This window comes from Cohnella sp. GbtcB17 (assembly GCF_019091135.1).
Lineage (GTDB): Bacteria > Bacillota > Bacilli > Paenibacillales > Paenibacillaceae > Cohnella.
Genome location: NZ_JAGXJW010000046.1, coordinates 48,766 through 66,064 on the forward strand (window position 1 = coordinate 48,766; position 17,299 = coordinate 66,064).

Here is a 17,299-nt window from a genome sequence, read left to right on the forward strand (position 1 = left end):
TTTCTCTCTGGCCGGGGTGAGGCAACGGTCAAGCTTATGCAGTCAAGCTTATGCGTTTCTACCTCATTATAGACGAAAGAGCCCCTTCGCGAGAGAGGGGCTGAAGAGATCGTGCGCGTCTACGCATCTATTCGTTAACGAAAAAATAAGAAGGCCGGAGCGGTTAGCTCCGGCCTTCAGGCGTGCCTTCGGTTATACAGGCAAGCCCATCTCGAATACGGACCAGTAGGTAAAGCCGAGGAACGCGATGATCATATAGCCCCAGAACATGAAGACGTATGTGCGCTCCGTGAACTTCAGGTAACCGAGCAAGAAGAAGGCGGCCGTCTGGATAAAGAACAGAAGCGCCATTTCATACATATCGCCAGCAAACGACATGAGCGCGATCGCGAGCGTCCAGAATCCGAGCATCCGGAACATGCGTGCCATGGTAATCCCCCTTCAGCGTTTCGCTAACCATTTTTCTACAGCATATTATACCCACGGTTCGGGGGCGGTGTAAACGGTGATTCGTGACGAAATGGCAAACTTTTCGTCCAAGCCTAGTATGCCTTTTGGGAGCGCCGCTATTCGCGTCGTCTTCTTCAAGTTTATCGGCGCTCGCGGAAGGTAGGTATACAGCGTGCAAAAATGGATATACCTAGAAGTATCCGATAGATTCTATGATTTCTATCACGGGCATACAGATAAAAAAAGAAAGCAAGTTATGCGAGCGATCGAGGAGGGAATAGACCGCATGGCGGCTATTAGACAAGATGCATGGAGCGCGGATGACGATCTAATTTTGGCGGAGGTCACGCTTCGCCACATACGGGAGGGGAGCACGCAGCTCGCCGCGTTCGAGGAGGTCGGACAGCGGATCGCCAGAACGGCCGCTGCTTGCGGCTTCCGTTGGAACAGCTGCGTTCGCAAGCGCTACGACGATGCGATCAGCATCTCGAAGCAGCAGCGGCAAAAGCGCAATTATCTCAAAAAGCAGGGTGCTATCGCGTTGCCGTCCGACGAACGGGCTCCGGCTTCCGATGATGGAGAGGGCGCGGGCAAAGGCGAGCTGGTCGGCACCGACGCGCTCAGCCTGGAAGCGGTCATCCGTTACCTGAAGCAATGGAAGGGCTCCGTCCAGGAGCTCGGCAAGCAGGTGAAGCAGCTCGAGAAGGAATTGAGAGAAAAGGATGAGCAGCTTCGCGCGCTCCAGGAGATCAACGACCGTCTCTCGAAGCAAGCCGACGCCGCCCAGACGGATTATCAGGTCGTCAACGACGATTACAAGGCGCTGATCCGAATTATGGATCGGGCGCGCAGGCTCGCGATTTTGTCCGAGGAATCGGAGGAAGAAAAAGCGAGATTCAAGATGGATGCCAACGGCAATCTGGAGCGAATCGAGTAGTCTTTGGCGTTAAACTCTCAAAAGCCGTCCCCCGCGCACGCGCGCCGGGGGGCGGCTTTTCGCGTTTAACAGCGCAAGCAGCCGTTGTGCGGGCGGACGAGACGCGGTATGGTATTTATTGGACGAGTCGAACGGGAAAACGGCGGCGCAATAAAGGAGGCGGGACGGTGGCGAGCATTCAGATTATCGGCGGCGGGGCGATCGGCTTGCTGCTAGCGGGCAGGCTGGCGGCGTCGGGTACGCGCGTATGCGTTAGGACGAGAACCCGCGCGCAAGCGGACGCGCTGGCGGCGGACGGCGTCACGGTACAGTCGGGGCTGGGGGAAGCGCAGATGCGCGTCCGGGTGGACGCCGTATCGCTGGGCGACCCGAGGGCTGCGCGGCCCTGCGATACGTTGCTCGCCGTCAAGCAGACGGCGCTGACGCCAGATTTCCTGGATAGGCTTGCCGAGTCGACGCCTCCGGGGACGTCTTTAACCGCCTTTTGCAACGGCATCGGCCACACCGATCTGCTGACGCGGCGTTTGCCCGACAGGCGCATCTATGCGGCGGTAACGACGGAGGCGTCGCTGCGGATCGATGCGACGACCGTGCGGCATACCGGACGGGGCGACATTCGGCTCGGCCGCGCCCCGTTATTCGAGAGCGGCGACGACGCTTTGGCGGCCGGGGAGGAGCGCGAAGCGGCGCGCGTGGCGGCGCTGTTGAACCAGGCAGGATTTTCCGCATCGCTGTCGAATGATATGGCGGAGAGAATGCTGCGGAAACTGCTGAACAACGCGGTAATTAATCCGCTGACGGCGCTGCTTCGCGTTCCGAACGGCGCATTGGTCCGGACGCCGGAGCGCAGGACGCTCATGCGCGCGCTGTTCGACGAGACGCTGTCGGTGCTCGAAGCCGGCGGACTGGCCAGGGACGATCGCATGTGGATGGATCTGCTCGACCTGTGCGAACGGACGGCCGCCAACCGCTCGTCGATGCTGCAGGACGTGCTGGCCGGCAGGTCCACGGAGATCCGGGCGATCAACGGCGCCGTCGCGCGAATGGCCGCGCGGCTTGGCGTGGCCGCTCCTTATAACGAATCGCTCGCCTCGCTCATAGCGGCGCTCGGCGGCGACGACAAAGAAGGGTGAGTGAGCCTTCATGTGGAATGCGATCGTAGCCGCATACGCCGTATTGGCCATCGGCTCCTTCGTTCCGTTCGCTGCCGTGTACGGCATCTCGTCGATGCAGACGGGCAACAAAAAACGCGCGTTGGGACTTGCGATGGATCTGACGACGGTTTTTCTGATCGGCGTCGTGAGCTACTTGCTCAACCGGACATTCGGCATGCAAATGGGCTTTTATCTCATTTTGCTTTTTATGCTGCTCGGCGCGGGCCTGATCGGCAATGCGCAGTACCGGCTTCGCGGCAAAGTGGACGGTCTCAAGCTTTTTCGTGCGATCTGGCGGCTGTCTTTTTTCGGGCTGGCGGCGCTTTACGTGCTGCTCATGATCGTCGAGATCGTACGGTTCCTCGCCGGCGGGGAGTGGGAGTAAGGCGGCGCGCATGAAGAAAACCCGCCGTCTCCGCAGAAGCGAGGGGGCGGGTCCCGTTGGTGGATGCCATACGGCGAAGCCGTCACGTTTTGTGCGGCCTCAGGCCCGCGATGCCGCGCAGCTTGAGCAGGGCGGCCGCGATGGCGACACCGGCGGCCGTCCAGGCGGCGACGGCGACGAGCTGCGACGCGGACTGTTGCTTGACGCCGATCGCGATGAGCGCCCAGGCGATCGTCAGCGGGAACCAAGGGTCTTTGTCTTTGAAGGCGGCGACAGCCGCGATCAGGGCGGCGACGACGAACAGCGCGACCGCCCAGGTCCGGTCGGGTACGCCCCAGCCGTCCCAACCGCCGGCCTGCAGCGCGACCGAGATATTGACGATCGTCGCGACCGTCACCCAACCGAGATAGACGGAGAAGGGGAGCGCGATCAGGAAAAAACCGACGCGGTCGTTCGCGGCTTGCGCAGCGGGTCTTGACGAGAGGTATGCGCCGATCAACGTGAGCAGCAGGCCGGCGATGACGAACGCGGACGCCGCATAGCGCTCCGAGTGCCAGACGAACAGCCAGCCGACGTTGAATAGGCAGCTCGCGAAAAACCAGGGTGCCGTCGCCTTCATCGCCTCGTCTTCGCGGCGGCTCGGCAAAAAGCCGGCGACGACATAGCCGAGCGCAAGCAAATAGATGACGCTCCAGATCGAAAAGGCATAGCCGGCGGGCGTGACGAGCGTCGGCACTTGATCGGAGATTTCGCCCGACGATTTGCCGAGCAGGCCGCCCGTGGCGGCGGCCGCATTGACCGTGACGACGCCGAGCCAGCCGGCTGCGTTCATGATACGCCAAGGCAAGGACATCTTTTTTCCTCCTTCTTTCTTTGACGATATCCGGCCGCTTCATGTACAATCGAGGAATGACACCATTCGGACGGGAGGATGTCCGGGATGAATACGACTCCCTTTAATGACGGGACGGCGCAGTCTCTCTCCGAAGCATACCGGCGCGGCGACGCTCAAGTCGCCGCGCTGTTCGGAAGCGCCCACTGCAAAGATATAGAAGCTTGGAGCCGGCGTGCCGCGCGGCTCGATCAAGGCGCGGGCGGCCGCGTCGACAGAAGGCGGCTCGGCGAGGCGTTGCTGGATTACCAGCGCCGCCTGAGCCCTGGCCCGCTCGCCTTGCGGCACATCGAGGCGCTCGCCGGCGAAGACGCGCTGGCGGTCGTCGGCGGCCAGCAGGCCGGCCTGTTCGGCGGTCCGCTCCTGATCGCCTATAAGGCGCTGACCGTCATCCAGGCCGCGAAGCACGCTTCGCGCAGCCTGGAGCGGACGGTGGTGCCGGTATTCTGGATCGCCGGCGAGGACCACGATTTTGAAGAAGCCAACCATCTATACGTTTCTCCGGGCGAGGGCGAGCCGCGCAAGGTCAAGCTGGGTCGGCCGGAAGGGCCCCGCCATGCCGTGAGCAGAACGCCGCTTTCCGCGGTCGATTGGGAGGTCGCGCTCACCGAGCTTGCGCTCACGCTCCCCGATACCGAATTTAAACCGAATTTGCTGCGGCAAATCAGAATGCACGCGAGCGACGCGCCTACGCTGACGCTCGCGTTCGCCCGCCTGCTCTCCGAGTGGTTCGCGGAAGACGGCCTCGTCCTCATGGACGCGGACGATCCTGCGATCCGCCGTCTCGAAGGCGGCCTGTTCGGAGAGCTCGTCGCGGGCAGCGAGCGTCTGAGCGCAGCGCTTGCCGAAGGCGAAGAGGGCGTCAAGCGGCTCGGATACCCGATCCAGGCGGAGTCGGCGCCGGACGGCGCCAACCTGTTCGTGCACGCGGAGCAGGGCCGTCTGCTGCTGTTCCGGCAGGGCGACCGTTTCGAGGACCGCAAGGGCGGACTCGCATACGACAGGAACGAGCTGCTGCGGATGGCCGCCGAGCGTCCGGAGCAGCTGAGCAACAACGCGCTCTCGCGGCCGCTCATGCAGGATTACCTGTTCCCCGTGCTTGCCACCGTGCTGGGCCCTTCCGAGATCGCCTACTGGGCGTCGCTCGGGCCGGCGTTCGCGGCGTTCGGTCTGGAGATGCCGGTCATCGTGCCCAGGCAGTCGTTCACCTATCTCGAGCCGCAGGTGGAGAAGCTGCTGGCCAAGTACGGCGTCACCGCGGAGCAGATCGCCGCGGACGGCGAGCGGCTGAAGCGCGATTGGCTCGCCGCGCAGGACAAGTGGGACATCGGCGGCCGGTTCGCCGAGGTCAAAGACCGGTTCGGCGAGCTGTACGCGCCCGTGCTCGAGATGGTATCCCAGGTGGACAAGGGACTCGTCAAGCTGGGCGAGAGCAACCTTGCGCTCATCCTCGAGCAGATCGCCTACCTCGAGCAGCGTACGGCCGGCGCGCTGGCGGGGCGTCACGAATCCTCGCTGCGCCAGTGGGACCGGATGCTGCATTCGCTCCGCCCGCTCGAGCAGCCGCAGGAGCGCGTCTACGGCATCGTTCATTTTATTAACCGCTACGGCATGGGCTGGCTGTCCGCCCTCCGCTGCATCCCGTTCGACGTTACCGGCGGCCATCGCTTGATGGCCCAACAGCAGGCCGAGCCCGGCGGCCGACATCAGGAGGTTTGTTGTTCATGAAATCGACGCTGTCCAGCATCATCCGCGATCCGTCGCTCGCCCCCGAGGGCAAGCTCAAAATCGATTGGGCCTCCGCCCATATGCCCGTACTGAACCGGATCCGCGAGCAATTCGCCAAGGAGCTCCCGTTCAAAGGTCTGAAGGTCGCCATCTCGCTCCACCTCGAAGCGAAGACGGCCTATCTGGCGAAGGTCGTCCAGGCGGGCGGCGCAGAGGTGGCCATCACCGGGTCCAACCCGCTCTCCACGCAGGACGACGTATGCGCCGCGCTCGCCGAAGACGGCATCGCCGTATTCGCGAAGTACAATCCGTCGCCGGAGGAGTATCACAGCCTGCTCGAGCGGACGCTCGAGACGAAGCCGGATCTCCTCATCGACGACGGCGGCGACCTCGTCACGATGCTCCACACGACGCGCCGCGATCTGCTGCCCGGCATCCGGGGCGGCGCCGAAGAGACGACGACCGGCATCCTGCGCCTCAAGGCGATGGAAAAGGACGGCTCGCTGCAGTTCCCGATGATCGCCGTCAACGACGCGTTTTGCAAATATTTGTTCGACAACCGCTACGGCACCGGCCAATCGGTGTGGGACGGCATCAACCGGACGACCAACCTCGTCGTCGCGGGCAAGACGGTTGTCGTGAACGGCTACGGCTGGTGCGGCAAGGGCGTAGCGCTCCGCGCGAAGGGGCTCGGCGCCAACGTCGTCGTCACCGAAGTCGACGCCATCAAGGCGGTCGAGGCCTACATGGACGGCTTCACGGTGCTGTCGATGGAAGAGGCGGCCAAGGTAGGCGAGTTCTTCGTCACCGTCACGGGCAACAAGGACGTCATAAGCGGCGCGCACATCGCGCAGATGAAGGACGGCGCGATCCTGTCCAACGCGGGCCACTTCGACGTCGAAGTGAACCTCGTCGAGCTCGAGGCGATGTCGACTTCGAAGCGAACCGTTCGCCGCAACATCGAGGAATACACGCTGAAGGACGGCCGCAAGATTTACGTGCTCGCCGAAGGGCGTCTCGTGAATCTGGCAGCCGGAGACGGCCACCCCGCGGAGATCATGGACATGACGTTTGCGCTGCAGGCGCTCTCCTTGCGCTACGTCAACGAGAATTACGAGTCGATCGGCAAGCAGGTCGTCAAGGTGCCGTATGCGCTGGACGAGCAGGTGGCGAGAGCGAAGCTTACGTCGCTGGGCATCTCGATCGACACGTTGAGCGAAGATCAAAAATCGTACCTGGACAGCTGGGCCGGGCACGAATAATGACGATTTTTTAATAACCTAAAATATTTTGAGGAAATCCTGCTTTCGAAGCAGGATTTCTTTTTTTTTGCGCGAATAGTCATCATAAGTGGTTTAAAGTGGGGCCAAGTGGTGGAATATGGAGGGGGTGCGCAGCGGTCATGTTTTTAGGGGAATATCAGCATTCGATCGACGACAAAGGCCGAATCATTATTCCCGCTAAATTTCGCGACGCGCTGGGCGCCGACTTTATCGTCACCCGCGGGCTCGACAATTGCTTGTTCGTTTACCCCCGCGAAGAGTGGGCGCAGCTGGAGCAGCGGCTTCGCGCGCTGCCGTCGATGGCGGCCAACGCGAGAGCTTTTTCCCGGCTGCTGTTCTCAGGCGCTTCCGAGGGCGAGTGGGACAAGCAGGGAAGGGTTAACCTGCCGAGCCACCTGCGAGACTATGCCAAGCTGGACAAGGAATGCACGATTATCGGCGTATCCACGAGAGTGGAGATTTGGGACAAGGCGACTTGGGAAGCCTACAGTCATGCCTCCGAGGAATCGTTCAACGAGATCGCGGAGAAGCTGGTCGATTTCGATTTTCATTTCTAAGCGCATGGACGTCGTCGCGTAGCCTTGAAGTTCGTTTACACATCACCACTACATAGACAGAAGCAACCGACAGCATGACCGCGAGGGTTGCCGGGAGGCCATACTTTGTTCCACCACATCACCGTGCTTAAAGAAGAAGCGGTAGAAGGTCTGAATATCCGCGAAGACGGCATCTACGTCGATTGCACTCTGGGAGGCGCGGGACACAGCGAATTGATCGCTTCGCGTCTCGCCCCGGGGGGCAGGCTCATCGGTCTGGATCAGGACGACACCGCGCTCGCGCATGCGCGGGAGCGACTGGCGCCGTACGGCGACATCGTGACGCTGGTGAAAAGCAACTTCCGGCATCTCGCGGACGCGCTGCGGCAAGCGGGCGTACCGGAGAAGGACGGCGTGCCGCAAATCGACGGCATCCTGTTCGACCTGGGCGTCTCGAGTCCGCAGTTGGACGAAGCCGACAGAGGCTTCAGCTACAATCATGACGCGGAGCTCGACATGCGTATGGACCGCGGGCAGCCGCTCACGGCCCGAGAGGTCGTGAACGAGTGGGACGAGCGGGAGCTGTCGCGCATTTTGCGCGATTACGGCGAAGAGAAGTTCGCCCGTAAGATCGCCCGGCATTTGGTGGAAGCGAGGGCCAAGACGCCCATCGAGACGACCGCGCAGCTCGCCGAGCTCGTCAAGACGGCGATTCCGGCCGCCGCGAGACGCACGGGAGGCCATCCGGCCAAGCGCGCCTTTCAGGCGATTCGGATCGCGGTGAACGACGAGCTGGAGGCGTTCCGCGACGCGCTCGAGCAGGCGATCGACTGCGCCGCCCCGGGCGGACGCATTGCCGTCATTACGTTTCATTCGCTCGTGGTCCGCATTTGCAAAGAGACGTTCGTCAAGGAAGTGCCGGCTAACATCAGTCCGCCGGGGTTCCCGGTGACGGTGTGGGGCGAAGGCAGGCTGAAGCTCACGCCGCGCAAGGCGATCGTGCCTTCGGACGCCGAGCTCGAACTGAACAACAGGGCCCGCTCGGCCAAGCTTAGAATCGCCGAGAAGCTGGACCCGAACGCACCGGACGAGCGCGGCTAACGCCCGCGCCTTGTCCATGACGGGCGGTTTGCCGCAATTTCAAATAGACAAGCTGAACATATTGAAGCCCGGGGGGAGCGAGATACATGCGATATTATGGCAATTTGGCGGTTCGCGAGGAACGTCAGCCGGAGCAAAAAAAGCAGCAGCGCACCGCGGCGCCGCAAACGGCGTCCCAGGTTCGCCGCAAGAGCATTCCCGTCGGGGAGAAGCTGCTGTATTTGCTCACCGTGTTCGTTTTTGTCGGCGTTGCAGGGCTTATTCTGTACCGAAACGCGGGGCTGTACGAGATGAACCGGGACATTCAGAAGATGACGAACGAGTACGAGACGAGCGCCGATCAATCGAAGGAGCTGCAGCGCGAGGTCGATAAGCTGCGGGATCCGGCCAGAATCAACGATCTTGCGACCAAGCTCGGTTTTGTCCAGCCTAGCGGCCAACAACCGATCACGCTGTCAACTAAAGGAGACTAGAAAAAAGCATGCGGGCGATCGCCCGGGATTGAACGGAAGGTGAGGGGCATGACGAAACGAATTAAATTGCGCACGCTGCTGGCGGGAGGGGTAATCACCCTCCTGTTTGTCGCTTTATGGGGACGAATCTACTGGGTGCAGGTGGCGCATGCCGAGTTCTGGGCGGAAAAGGCGCGAGAGACGTGGGTGACGACAAAAAAGCTCGTCCAGGATCGCGGCACGATTACCGACCGGTCGGGGATCGTTCTCGCTTCGGACGCGGCGGCGTATACGCTCGCGCTCAGCCCGAAGGTTATTCAGCAGCTGAATGCCGCGCACCCCGAATGGAAGCTGATCGACCAGATCGCGTCGAAGGTGCACAACATTATCGGCAAGCAGGAAGCCGACCTCCGCAAGATCATGGAAGCCAAGACGGAAAAAGGCGAGTACTACGTGCAGCGCGAGGTGCAGCCCGAGGGCTGGAAAATGGACAAGGAGGTCGCCGACCGGCTGACCGCCTTCCGAGATCAGCTGCGCGAGCTGACCGGCAAAAAGGATGTCGGCATTTATCTCATCGAAGACAAGAAGCGTTATTATCCGAACAACTCGCTCGCCTCTCAGATACTAGGCTATGTGAGCAAAGAAGGCGACGCGAAAATGGGGCTTGAGCGGACGCTCGACGATCAGCTCAAGGGCGAAGAAGGTTCCATTACATACCGGAAGGACGGCAAGCGGACGCAGCTCGCCGACGGGGAGATCGAGGCCAAGCAGGCGGTGGACGGCAAAAACGTCTCGCTGACGATCGACCGCGACATTCAATACTACATGGAGCAAGCGATGAAAGCGGCTTACGAGGAGTATCGTCCGCTCAGCATGACCGCGATCGCGGCCGATCCGAAGACGATGGACATCCTCGGTATGGTCAGCCTGCCGGATTTTAATCCGAACAATTATTGGGATTATGCCAAAAACCTGTCCTCGTTCAAAAATAACGCGGTGCAGTCCATCTATGAACCGGGGTCCACGTTTAAAATCGTAACGCTGGCGGCCGCCGTGCAGGAAGGGCTGTTCAACCCGAACGACAAGTATATGTCCGGCAGCGTGGCGATCCCGAAGTCCAAGCCCGTCAACGACATCAAGCGCGGCGGCTGGGGGGAGATCACATACCTGGAAGGCTTGAAGCGCTCGAGCAACGTGGCCTTCGTCAAGCTGGGCTACGAGAAGCTGGGCAAAGATAAGTTCAAGCAGTACATCGACAACTTCGGCTTCGGACAAAAGACGGGCATCGAGCTTGCGGGCGAGATCGCGGGCACGACGCAGCTGACTTGGGAGCGCGACTACGCGGCCGCGACATTCGGACAGGCGGTATCCGTTACGCCGATCCAGCAGGTCGCTGCCGTCGCCGCCGTCGCGAACGGCGGCAAGCTGATGACGCCTCACATTATTAAGTCGATCTCGGATCCGAACACCGGCGAAAAGGTCGTGACCGAGCCGAAGGTCATCCGCCAGGTCATCTCGGAGCAGACGTCCAAAAAGGTCGGCGAATATCTCGAACAGGTCGTCAGCGACAGAGAGATCGGGACGGGGCGCAACGCCTACATCGACGGCTACCGGATCGCGGGCAAGACCGGCACGGCGCAGAAGGTTCAGGCTTCCGGCGGTTACGCCGAGGACAAATTCGTCGTGTCGTTTATCGGCTACGCGCCCGTAGAGGACCCGAAGGTCGTGCTCTACGTGCTTGTAGACGAGCCGGACGACAAGACGCTCGGCGGCGGCTCGGTCGCCGCTCCGATTTTTAAGGAGATCATGCAAAAATCGCTGCTCCATCTCGGCGTGCTGCCCGATGTCAAAAAGGATGCCGACGATAAAAAGAAGGACGACCCCGAAGCGACGCCGGCTCCCGTCACCGCCAAAGTGACCGACGTGACGAACCAGACGGTGACGCAGGCGAAAAGCAAGCTGGGGAACAGCTCGTTCGAGGCGATCGTGCTCGGCAAGGGCGACAAAGTCGTGTCCCAGCTTCCCAAAGCGGGCACCGTTCTGCCGACCTCCCAGCATGTGTATCTGATGACCGAAAAAACGCTCGGCAGCGTGCCGAGCCTGAAGGGCTTGTCGCTTCGCGATGCGCTTGATATGTGCTCGCTGCTCGGCGCTTCCTGCACGGCAAGCGGACAGGGCTACGTCTCAGGCCAGCAGGCGACCCGGACGGAGAACAAGCTGTCCATCGCCTTGACGCTGTCGCCGCCTGCGGGCACGACGATCGAGCCGGCCGCGACCAAGTCCGTGACCCAAACAGCGACAGACAAGCAGGACCAAAGCGGCGGCGCAAGCGACGGCGCAGGCGCGGCGGACGTGGACGAGAGCGCGGTGGAAGAAGCGGGCGATTGACGCGTCTTCCGCCGGAGCTTTGTCCGGCAGGACCGGCATTAGACAAGCATAGCTTGTTCTAAGCCCCTTCTCCATGGAATAGGGTGGGAGTAACGCACCGATATTCCGGGGAGGGGGCTGACCTGCGTGAGAATCTCGCAAGTGACGGTAAGGCGGCGTTTGCTGCTGGCGCTGCTCGCGGTTGGGATCGGATTTATGGCGCTGATCGCGCGCCTCGCATACGTACAGCTGGTCAAGGGAGGCAAGCTGGCCGAGCAGGCGGAGGAGTCGTGGCGGCGCCAGATTCCGTTCGAAGCGAAGAGAGGGACGATCACCGACCGCACCGGCATCAAGCTCGCCTATAACGTCAGTTCGCCGACCGTATACGCGGTGCCGGCGCAGGTGAAGGACAAGGAAGGCACCGCGGCCAAGCTGGCTCCGCTCATCGGCATGGACCGGGACAAAGTGCTGGAGATGCTGAAAAAGAAGGCCAGCAATGTGAATCTTCGTCCCGGGGGGCGCAAGATTACGCTTGAGCTGGCGCAGCAGATTCGTGATCTGGCGCTGCCCGGCATTTACGTGGCGGAAGACAACAAGCGCTTCTATCCGTTCGGCACGATGGCGGCGCAGGTGCTTGGCATCACCGGCTACGACAGCGGTCTGACCGGCGTTGAGAAGCAGTACAACCAGCTGTTGTCGGGCACGCGCGGCAACATTTCGTTTTTGACCGACGCCGCCGGCCGCCAGATGCCGAATTCCTCGGAAGCCTACCAGCCGCCGAGAGACGGACTGACGCTGCAGCTGACGCTCGACCAGAAAATTCAGTCGATCGTGGAGCGGGAGCTCGACCAGGCGATGCTGAAGTACCAGGCGAAGGACGTCATCGCCATCGCGATGGATCCGAAGACGGGAGAGATTCTGGCGATGGGCAGCAGGCCGACGTTCCAGCCGGACCGCTATCAGGAAGCCGCGCCCGAAGTGTACAACCGCAACCTGCCGATCTGGATGACGTACGAGCCGGGGTCCACGTTCAAGATCATCACGTTGTCCGCCGCCATTCAGGAGGGCAAAGTGAATTTAAAGAACGAGTCGTTCTACGATCCGGGCTACGTCGAGGTCGGCGGTGCGCGGCTGCGCTGCTGGAAGAAGGGCGGACACGGCAGCCAGTCGTTCCTGGAGGTTGTCGAAAATTCCTGCAACCCGGGCTTTGTGGCGCTCGGGCAGCGGCTGGGCAAGGAGAAGCTGTTCGAATATATTAAAAACTTCGGCTTCGGCAAAAGAACAGGCATCGATATCGGCGGGGAAGAAAACGGCATCCTGTTCAAGCTGGCGAACGTCGGCCCGGTCGAGCTGGCTACGACGGCGTTCGGCCAGGGCGTGTCGGTGACGCCGATCCAGCAGATCACGGCGGTCGCCGCCGCGGTCAACGGGGGCAAGCTGTTCAAGCCGCATGTCGCGAAGGCGTGGGTCAACCCGGATACCGGCGAGACGCTGCAGGAGATCGAGCCTGAGCTGGTGAGGCAGGTTATCACGCCGGAGACGTCCAAGCAGGTGCGCGAAGCGCTCGAGAGCGTCGTGGCGCAGGGCACGGGCGGCAATGCGTTTTTAGACGGCTACCGGGTCGGGGGCAAGACGGGGACGGCGCAAAAAGTCATTAACGGCGTATACTCGGCGAGCGAGCATATCGTCTCGTTCATCGGCTTCGCGCCGGCGGACGATCCGCAGCTCATCGTGTACGTCGCCGTCGATAATCCGCAGGGCATCCAGTTCGGCGGCGTCGTGGCTGCGCCGATCGTGCGCAACATTATGGCCGACGCGCTGCCGTATCTCGGCGTCGAGCCGCGCAAGGACCAGATCGGCAAGGAATACAAGCTCGGCGAGCTGCCGATGGTGAACGTGCCGAACCTCGTCGGCAAGTCGGTGACGGATTTGTACGAAGACATGAACATGAACTTTCAGCTGTCCGCCTCGGGAAAAGGAGACACGGTGCTGCGGCAGGCGCCCGAAGCCGGCCAGCGGGTGCAAAAGGGCTCGGTTATCCGCATTTACCTCGGCAGCGACGGCGAGCAGGCGCCTGCCGGGCAAGGGGCGGACTGAAGCGGGAGGGCGTCTGGCCGCTGGCGGGCGGACGCGTTGCCGCGCCTCGACTCGTATCTTTTATCCGACGTTGATTTCGGGCCGGGCTGCCAAGTGTTTCCTTGCCCTTGTTTGAAAAGTCGTCCTGGCGGATAATGTACGCATAGGAAAATCAAGCGAACTTCAATTCCGATCCAAGCAAACCATTCAACAAAAATGCTAAAGAGCAATTTTTTGTAGTCGAAGGAGCTGAGCGTGCGATGCAATTGAATGAATTAGCGAAGGAACTGCTGCTGCATCGGATCGTCGGCGACGGCGGCGTCGCGATTCAAGGAATCGAAGCGGATTCAAGGGCGGTGAAAGCGGGGCAGCTGTTTTTTTGCCTGCCGGGCCATACGGTCGACGGCCATGACTTTGCGCCGCAGGCGCTGGAGCGGGGCGCCGCGGCGCTCGTCGTGTCGCGCGAGCTGCCGCTGCCCGCGCCGCAGCTCGTCGTGCCCGACGTGAGACGGGCGCTCGCCGTGCTGGCCGACAGTTGGTACAGACATCCTTCGCGCAAGCTTCGTCCGATCGGCGTGACCGGGACGAACGGGAAGACGACGACGACTTATTTGATCGAGCGAATCCTGAGCGATGCCGGCATCTCGCCGGGCGTCATCGGCACGATCGAAGCGAGGTACGGCGGCGCGAGCTATCCGATGTCCGGCACGACGCCCGACATCCTGCCGTTGCAGCGCCTGCTTGGCGACATGGCGGAGGCGGGCACGGAGCGGGCGGTCATGGAGGTCAGCTCGCACGCGCTGGAGCAGGGCAGGACCTGGGGAACCCGGTTTCGGACGGCGATTTTTACGAACCTGGCGCAGGACCACCTCGATTATCACGGCACGATGGAAGCGTACGCCGATGCGAAAGGGCTGTTCTTTTCGAGGCTCGGCAACGATTATGGCACCATGCCCGAGGAGCGCGCGTACGCCGTGCTCAACGCCGACGACCCCGTCTCGGCCAAGTTTGCCAAGCTGACCGCTGCCGAAGTCGTCACCTACGGCATCGAGCGGGAAGCCGACGTACGCGCCCGGAACGTGCGCATCTCGTCGCGGGGCACGTCGTTCGACGTCGAGACGTTCCGCGGCGCCAGAAGCGTGCAGCTGCGCATGGTCGGCAAGTTTAACGTATACAACGCGCTTGCCTCGCTCTCGGCCGCGCTGTGCGAAGGCATTGGGCTGGACGCCGCCGCGGCGAGTCTGGAGGCGGTGCCGGGCGTTCCCGGCCGCGTCGAGGCCGTGGACGAGGGACAGCCGTACGCGGTCGTCGTCGACTACGCCCATACGCCGGACGGTCTGGACAATGTGCTGCGCGCCGTGCGGGAGCTGGCGGAGGGCCGGGTCATCTGCGTATTCGGCTGCGGCGGCGACCGGGACCGGACGAAGCGGCCGATCATGGGCAAGATCGCGGCCGGTCTTGCGGACGTCCTGCTCGTGACGAGCGACAATCCGCGTTCGGAGGATCCGCTCGCGATATTGCGCGATATCGAGGCGGGGCTCAAGGAAGACGCGGTCGATCCGAACCGCTACGAGCTTGAGCCGGACCGCGGTTCGGCGATTCACAAAGCGGTTGAAATGGCCGGCCCCGGGGATGTAGTATTGATAGCGGGCAAAGGGCATGAAACCTATCAAATTATCGGCGGCGTGACGCACGACTTCGACGATCGGCAGACGGCGCGCGACGCGATAAGGAGCACGATGCTGTGATAAGAGCGACGCTTAGCGAAGCGGCCGCATGGTGCGGCGCGACGCTGCAAGGAACGCCGGCCGGCGCGGAAGCCGGGATTGCCGGCGTATCGATCGACTCGCGGTCGATCGGGGCGGGACAACTGTTCGTGCCGATCGCCGGCGACCGGTTCGACGGACACGACTACATAGAGAAGGCCGCGAGCGCCGGCGCGGCCGCCGCGCTTTGGCAGCGCGACCGCGCGGTGCCGGCGGACATTGGGCTGCCGCTGCTGCTCGTCGACGATACGCTCGCCGCCTTGCAGCGGCTGGCTGAATCGTACCTGGCGAGCTGGCAGCCGAAGGTCGTCGGCGTCACCGGCAGCAACGGCAAGACGACGACCAAGGATTTAATCTTTTCGGCGCTCGCCACTGTATACCGGACGGCGAAGACCGAAGGCAATTTTAACAATCATATCGGATTGCCGCTGACGATCCTCCGGGCGAGCCGCGATACGGAAGTGCTCGTGCTGGAAATGGGGATGAGCGCCTTCGGCGAGATCGCGCTGCTCTCCCGCATCGCGAAGCCCGACATCGCCGTCATCACGAATATTGGCGAGTCCCATCTGGAGCATCTCGGCTCGCGGCGCGGCATCGCGCAGGCGAAGCTGGAGATCGTCGAAGGGCTGAAAGCCGGCGGGACTTTGATCTACAACGGCGACGAGCCGCTGCTTCGCGAAGAGCTTGCTGCGGTCTCGCTGCCCGCGGACGCCGCCGGATGGATCACGTTCGGCGAATCCGCGGCATGCGATTTGCGCGCGACGGATATCGCAATGGATACCGAGCGCGCGACGTTTGTCGCTTCGGGCGGCGGCGCCGCGGGCTCGACTGCGCAGGAGAGCGAAGCGCAGGCCGCCCGCTTTGAAGTGCCGATACCCGGCCGGCACAACGCGGTCAACGCGCTGGCGGCGATCGCGGTGGCGCGCCGGCTCGGCGTCGCCGACGCGGACATTGCGCGCGGGCTGGCCGAGGCGAAGCTGACAGGCATGCGCATCGAGCGCGTCCAGGCGCGCAGCGGCGCGCTCGTCCTGAACGACGCGTACAATGCCAGCCCGGCGTCGGTGCGCGCGGCGATCTCGCTCGTCGCGCAGCTGCAGGGCTACCGCCGCAAATGGCTCGTGCTCGGCGACATGCTCGAGCTCGGCCCGGACGAGGCGGCGTTCCATGCCGGCATCGGGCGCGAGCTGTCGCAGGGCCAGGCCGATGGCCTGCTGGCCTACGGGCCGCTGTCCGCCCATACGGCGGAAGCAGCCGCGAGCGCGATGCCGTCCGGCGTCGTCAAGCATTTCGCCGATAAAAACGAATTGGCCGAAGCGCTGCTGTCGCTCGTGGAGCCTGACGATCTCGTGCTGGTCAAAGCCTCGCGCGGCATGCGCATGGAAGAGATCGTGCGGCGCCTGACGGCGGGAGAGGAGGGAGGACGCTGATGGACTACGCCTCTGCGCTTTGGACGCTCGGCGTCTCCTTCCTGCTCGCCGTGCTGCTCGGCCCGCTCTGCATCCCGATGCTTCGCCGGCTGAAGTTCGGGCAGCAGGTGCGGGACGACGGGCCGCAGTCCCATCTGAAAAAAAGCGGTACGCCGACGATGGGCGGCATCATCATCCTGCTCGCGATGACCATCGCCTTCCTGAAGTTCTCGGATCGCGGCTGGCCGTTCTGGGCGCTGCTCGTGGCGAGCCTCGGCTTCGGCCTCGTCGGCTTCCTGGACGACTTCATCAAGATCGCGATGAAGCGCTCGCTGGGCCTTACGGCGAAGCAGAAGCTTTTCGGACAGCTTCTCGTCTCCATCGTCTTCTGCTTCATCATCAACCGGATGGACCTGAGCACCGCCGTCGGCGTGCCCGGGACGGATTGGTCGCTCGACCTCGGCTGGGCGTACTACATACTGGTCGTCATCATCTTTTTTGCGTCCACGAACGCGGTGAACTTCACCGACGGACTCGACGGCCTGCTGTCGGGGACAAGCGCGCTCGCGTTCGGCGCGTTCGCCATCGTGGCGCTGGAGGCGACACAGCAGCAATCCGCAATCTTTTCGGCGGCCGTCGTCGGGGCGGTACTCGGCTTTCTCGTGTACAACGCGCATCCGGCCAAAGTGTTCATGGGCGATTCGGGCTCCCTCGGCCTTGGCGGCGGGATCGGCGCGGTCGCGATCTTGACCAAAACCGAGCTGCT

The 17,299-nt window shown here is 62.5% G+C and carries 15 protein-coding genes; 13 read left to right on the forward strand and 2 right to left on the reverse strand.

Annotated elements, in window-relative coordinates; genetic code table 11:
* Window positions 1-192: 192 nt before the first annotated feature.
* Entirely contained in the window at window positions 193-429 is a 237-nt protein-coding gene (locus tag KVT38_RS23265) for a DUF2626 family protein (RefSeq protein ID WP_217596136.1), read from the reverse strand.
* Window positions 430-736: 307 nt separating this feature from the next.
* Between KVT38_RS23265 and KVT38_RS23270 the strand changes: the two genes are divergently transcribed.
* From KVT38_RS23270 to KVT38_RS23280, 3 genes are all read left to right on the forward strand, one after another.
* Window positions 737-1,387 (forward strand): RsfA family transcriptional regulator, encoded by a 651-nt coding sequence (locus KVT38_RS23270; RefSeq protein WP_217596137.1) that lies wholly within the window; start codon window positions 737-739, stop codon window positions 1,385-1,387.
* A 167-nt stretch (window positions 1,388-1,554) separates the two neighbouring features.
* Window positions 1,555-2,520, forward strand: coding sequence for a ketopantoate reductase family protein (locus tag KVT38_RS23275; RefSeq protein WP_217596138.1), 966 nt, complete (start codon window positions 1,555-1,557; stop codon window positions 2,518-2,520).
* A gap of 10 nt (window positions 2,521-2,530) precedes the next feature.
* Window positions 2,531-2,926, forward strand: a complete 396-nt coding sequence (locus tag KVT38_RS23280; RefSeq protein ID WP_217596139.1) for a DUF3397 domain-containing protein — start codon at window positions 2,531-2,533, stop codon at window positions 2,924-2,926.
* Window positions 2,927-3,008: 82 nt separating this feature from the next.
* Here the strand turns inward: KVT38_RS23280 and KVT38_RS23285 are convergent, their stop codons facing one another.
* Window positions 3,009-3,779 (reverse strand): TspO/MBR family protein, encoded by a 771-nt coding sequence (locus tag KVT38_RS23285; RefSeq protein ID WP_217596140.1) that lies wholly within the window; start codon window positions 3,777-3,779, stop codon window positions 3,009-3,011.
* A gap of 87 nt (window positions 3,780-3,866) precedes the next feature.
* On the opposite strand from KVT38_RS23285, the gene bshC reads away from it, so the two are divergent.
* The 10 genes from bshC to mraY form a co-directional block, all read left to right on the forward strand.
* A complete protein-coding gene (gene bshC / locus KVT38_RS23290) occupies window positions 3,867-5,546 on the forward strand; it encodes a bacillithiol biosynthesis cysteine-adding enzyme BshC (protein ID WP_217596141.1) in 1,680 nt (559 codons plus the stop codon).
* Window positions 5,543-6,808 carry an adenosylhomocysteinase gene (locus KVT38_RS23295; RefSeq protein ID WP_217596142.1) on the forward strand — a complete coding sequence of 422 codons (1,266 nt, stop codon included), beginning with the start codon at window positions 5,543-5,545 and terminating at the stop codon, window positions 6,806-6,808. Before bshC ends, KVT38_RS23295 begins: the two co-directional genes overlap by 4 nt.
* Before the next feature lie 140 nt (window positions 6,809-6,948).
* On the forward strand, window positions 6,949-7,386 hold the full coding sequence (mraZ, locus tag KVT38_RS23300; RefSeq protein WP_217596143.1) for a division/cell wall cluster transcriptional repressor MraZ: 438 nt from the start codon (window positions 6,949-6,951) through the stop codon (window positions 7,384-7,386).
* A 105-nt stretch (window positions 7,387-7,491) separates the two neighbouring features.
* Entirely contained in the window at window positions 7,492-8,466 is a 975-nt protein-coding gene (gene rsmH / locus KVT38_RS23305; RefSeq protein WP_217596144.1) for a 16S rRNA (cytosine(1402)-N(4))-methyltransferase RsmH, read from the forward strand.
* An 86-nt stretch (window positions 8,467-8,552) separates the two neighbouring features.
* Window positions 8,553-8,939 (forward strand): cell division protein FtsL, encoded by a 387-nt coding sequence (ftsL2, locus tag KVT38_RS23310; RefSeq protein ID WP_217596145.1) that lies wholly within the window; start codon window positions 8,553-8,555, stop codon window positions 8,937-8,939.
* A 48-nt stretch (window positions 8,940-8,987) separates the two neighbouring features.
* Complete coding sequence (locus tag KVT38_RS23315) at window positions 8,988-11,306, forward strand: penicillin-binding transpeptidase domain-containing protein (RefSeq protein WP_217596146.1); 2,319 nt, start codon at window positions 8,988-8,990, stop codon at window positions 11,304-11,306.
* A 126-nt stretch (window positions 11,307-11,432) separates the two neighbouring features.
* Window positions 11,433-13,382 (forward strand): stage V sporulation protein D, encoded by a 1,950-nt coding sequence (locus KVT38_RS23320; RefSeq protein WP_217596147.1) that lies wholly within the window; start codon window positions 11,433-11,435, stop codon window positions 13,380-13,382.
* 239 nt (window positions 13,383-13,621) lie between these two features.
* A complete protein-coding gene (locus KVT38_RS23325) occupies window positions 13,622-15,109 on the forward strand; it encodes a UDP-N-acetylmuramoyl-L-alanyl-D-glutamate--2,6-diaminopimelate ligase (RefSeq protein WP_217596148.1) in 1,488 nt (495 codons plus the stop codon).
* Window positions 15,106-16,554 carry a UDP-N-acetylmuramoyl-tripeptide--D-alanyl-D-alanine ligase gene (locus KVT38_RS23330; RefSeq protein WP_217596149.1) on the forward strand — a complete coding sequence of 483 codons (1,449 nt, stop codon included), beginning with the start codon at window positions 15,106-15,108 and terminating at the stop codon, window positions 16,552-16,554. The genes KVT38_RS23325 and KVT38_RS23330 overlap by 4 nt, the downstream gene beginning before the upstream one ends.
* A partial coding sequence (gene mraY, locus KVT38_RS23335) for a phospho-N-acetylmuramoyl-pentapeptide-transferase (RefSeq protein WP_217596150.1) occupies window positions 16,554-17,299 on the forward strand: 746 nt, incomplete at its 3' end. The genes KVT38_RS23330 and mraY, both read left to right, overlap by 1 nt.

Bases quoted from the DNA above. Each gene is read 5' to 3' on its own strand.
- KVT38_RS23280 (WP_217596139.1), top strand. From the start codon at position 2,531: ATGTGGAATGCGATCGTAGCCGCATACGCCGTATTGGCCATCGGCTCC.
- ftsL2 (WP_217596145.1), top strand. From the start codon at position 8,553: ATGCGATATTATGGCAATTTGGCGGTTCGCGAGGAACGTCAGCCGGAG.
- bshC (WP_217596141.1), top strand. From the start codon at position 3,867: ATGAATACGACTCCCTTTAATGACGGGACGGCGCAGTCTCTCTCCGAA.
- KVT38_RS23325 (WP_217596148.1), top strand. From the start codon at position 13,622: ATGCAATTGAATGAATTAGCGAAGGAACTGCTGCTGCATCGGATCGTC.
- KVT38_RS23295 (WP_217596142.1), top strand. From the start codon at position 5,543: ATGAAATCGACGCTGTCCAGCATCATCCGCGATCCGTCGCTCGCCCCC.
- KVT38_RS23270 (WP_217596137.1), top strand. From the start codon at position 737: ATGGCGGCTATTAGACAAGATGCATGGAGCGCGGATGACGATCTAATT.
- mraZ (WP_217596143.1), top strand. From the start codon at position 6,949: ATGTTTTTAGGGGAATATCAGCATTCGATCGACGACAAAGGCCGAATC.
- KVT38_RS23285 (WP_217596140.1), bottom strand. From the start codon at position 3,779: ATGTCCTTGCCTTGGCGTATCATGAACGCAGCCGGCTGGCTCGGCGTC.
- KVT38_RS23265 (WP_217596136.1), bottom strand. From the start codon at position 429: ATGGCACGCATGTTCCGGATGCTCGGATTCTGGACGCTCGCGATCGCG.
- KVT38_RS23315 (WP_217596146.1), top strand. From the start codon at position 8,988: ATGACGAAACGAATTAAATTGCGCACGCTGCTGGCGGGAGGGGTAATC.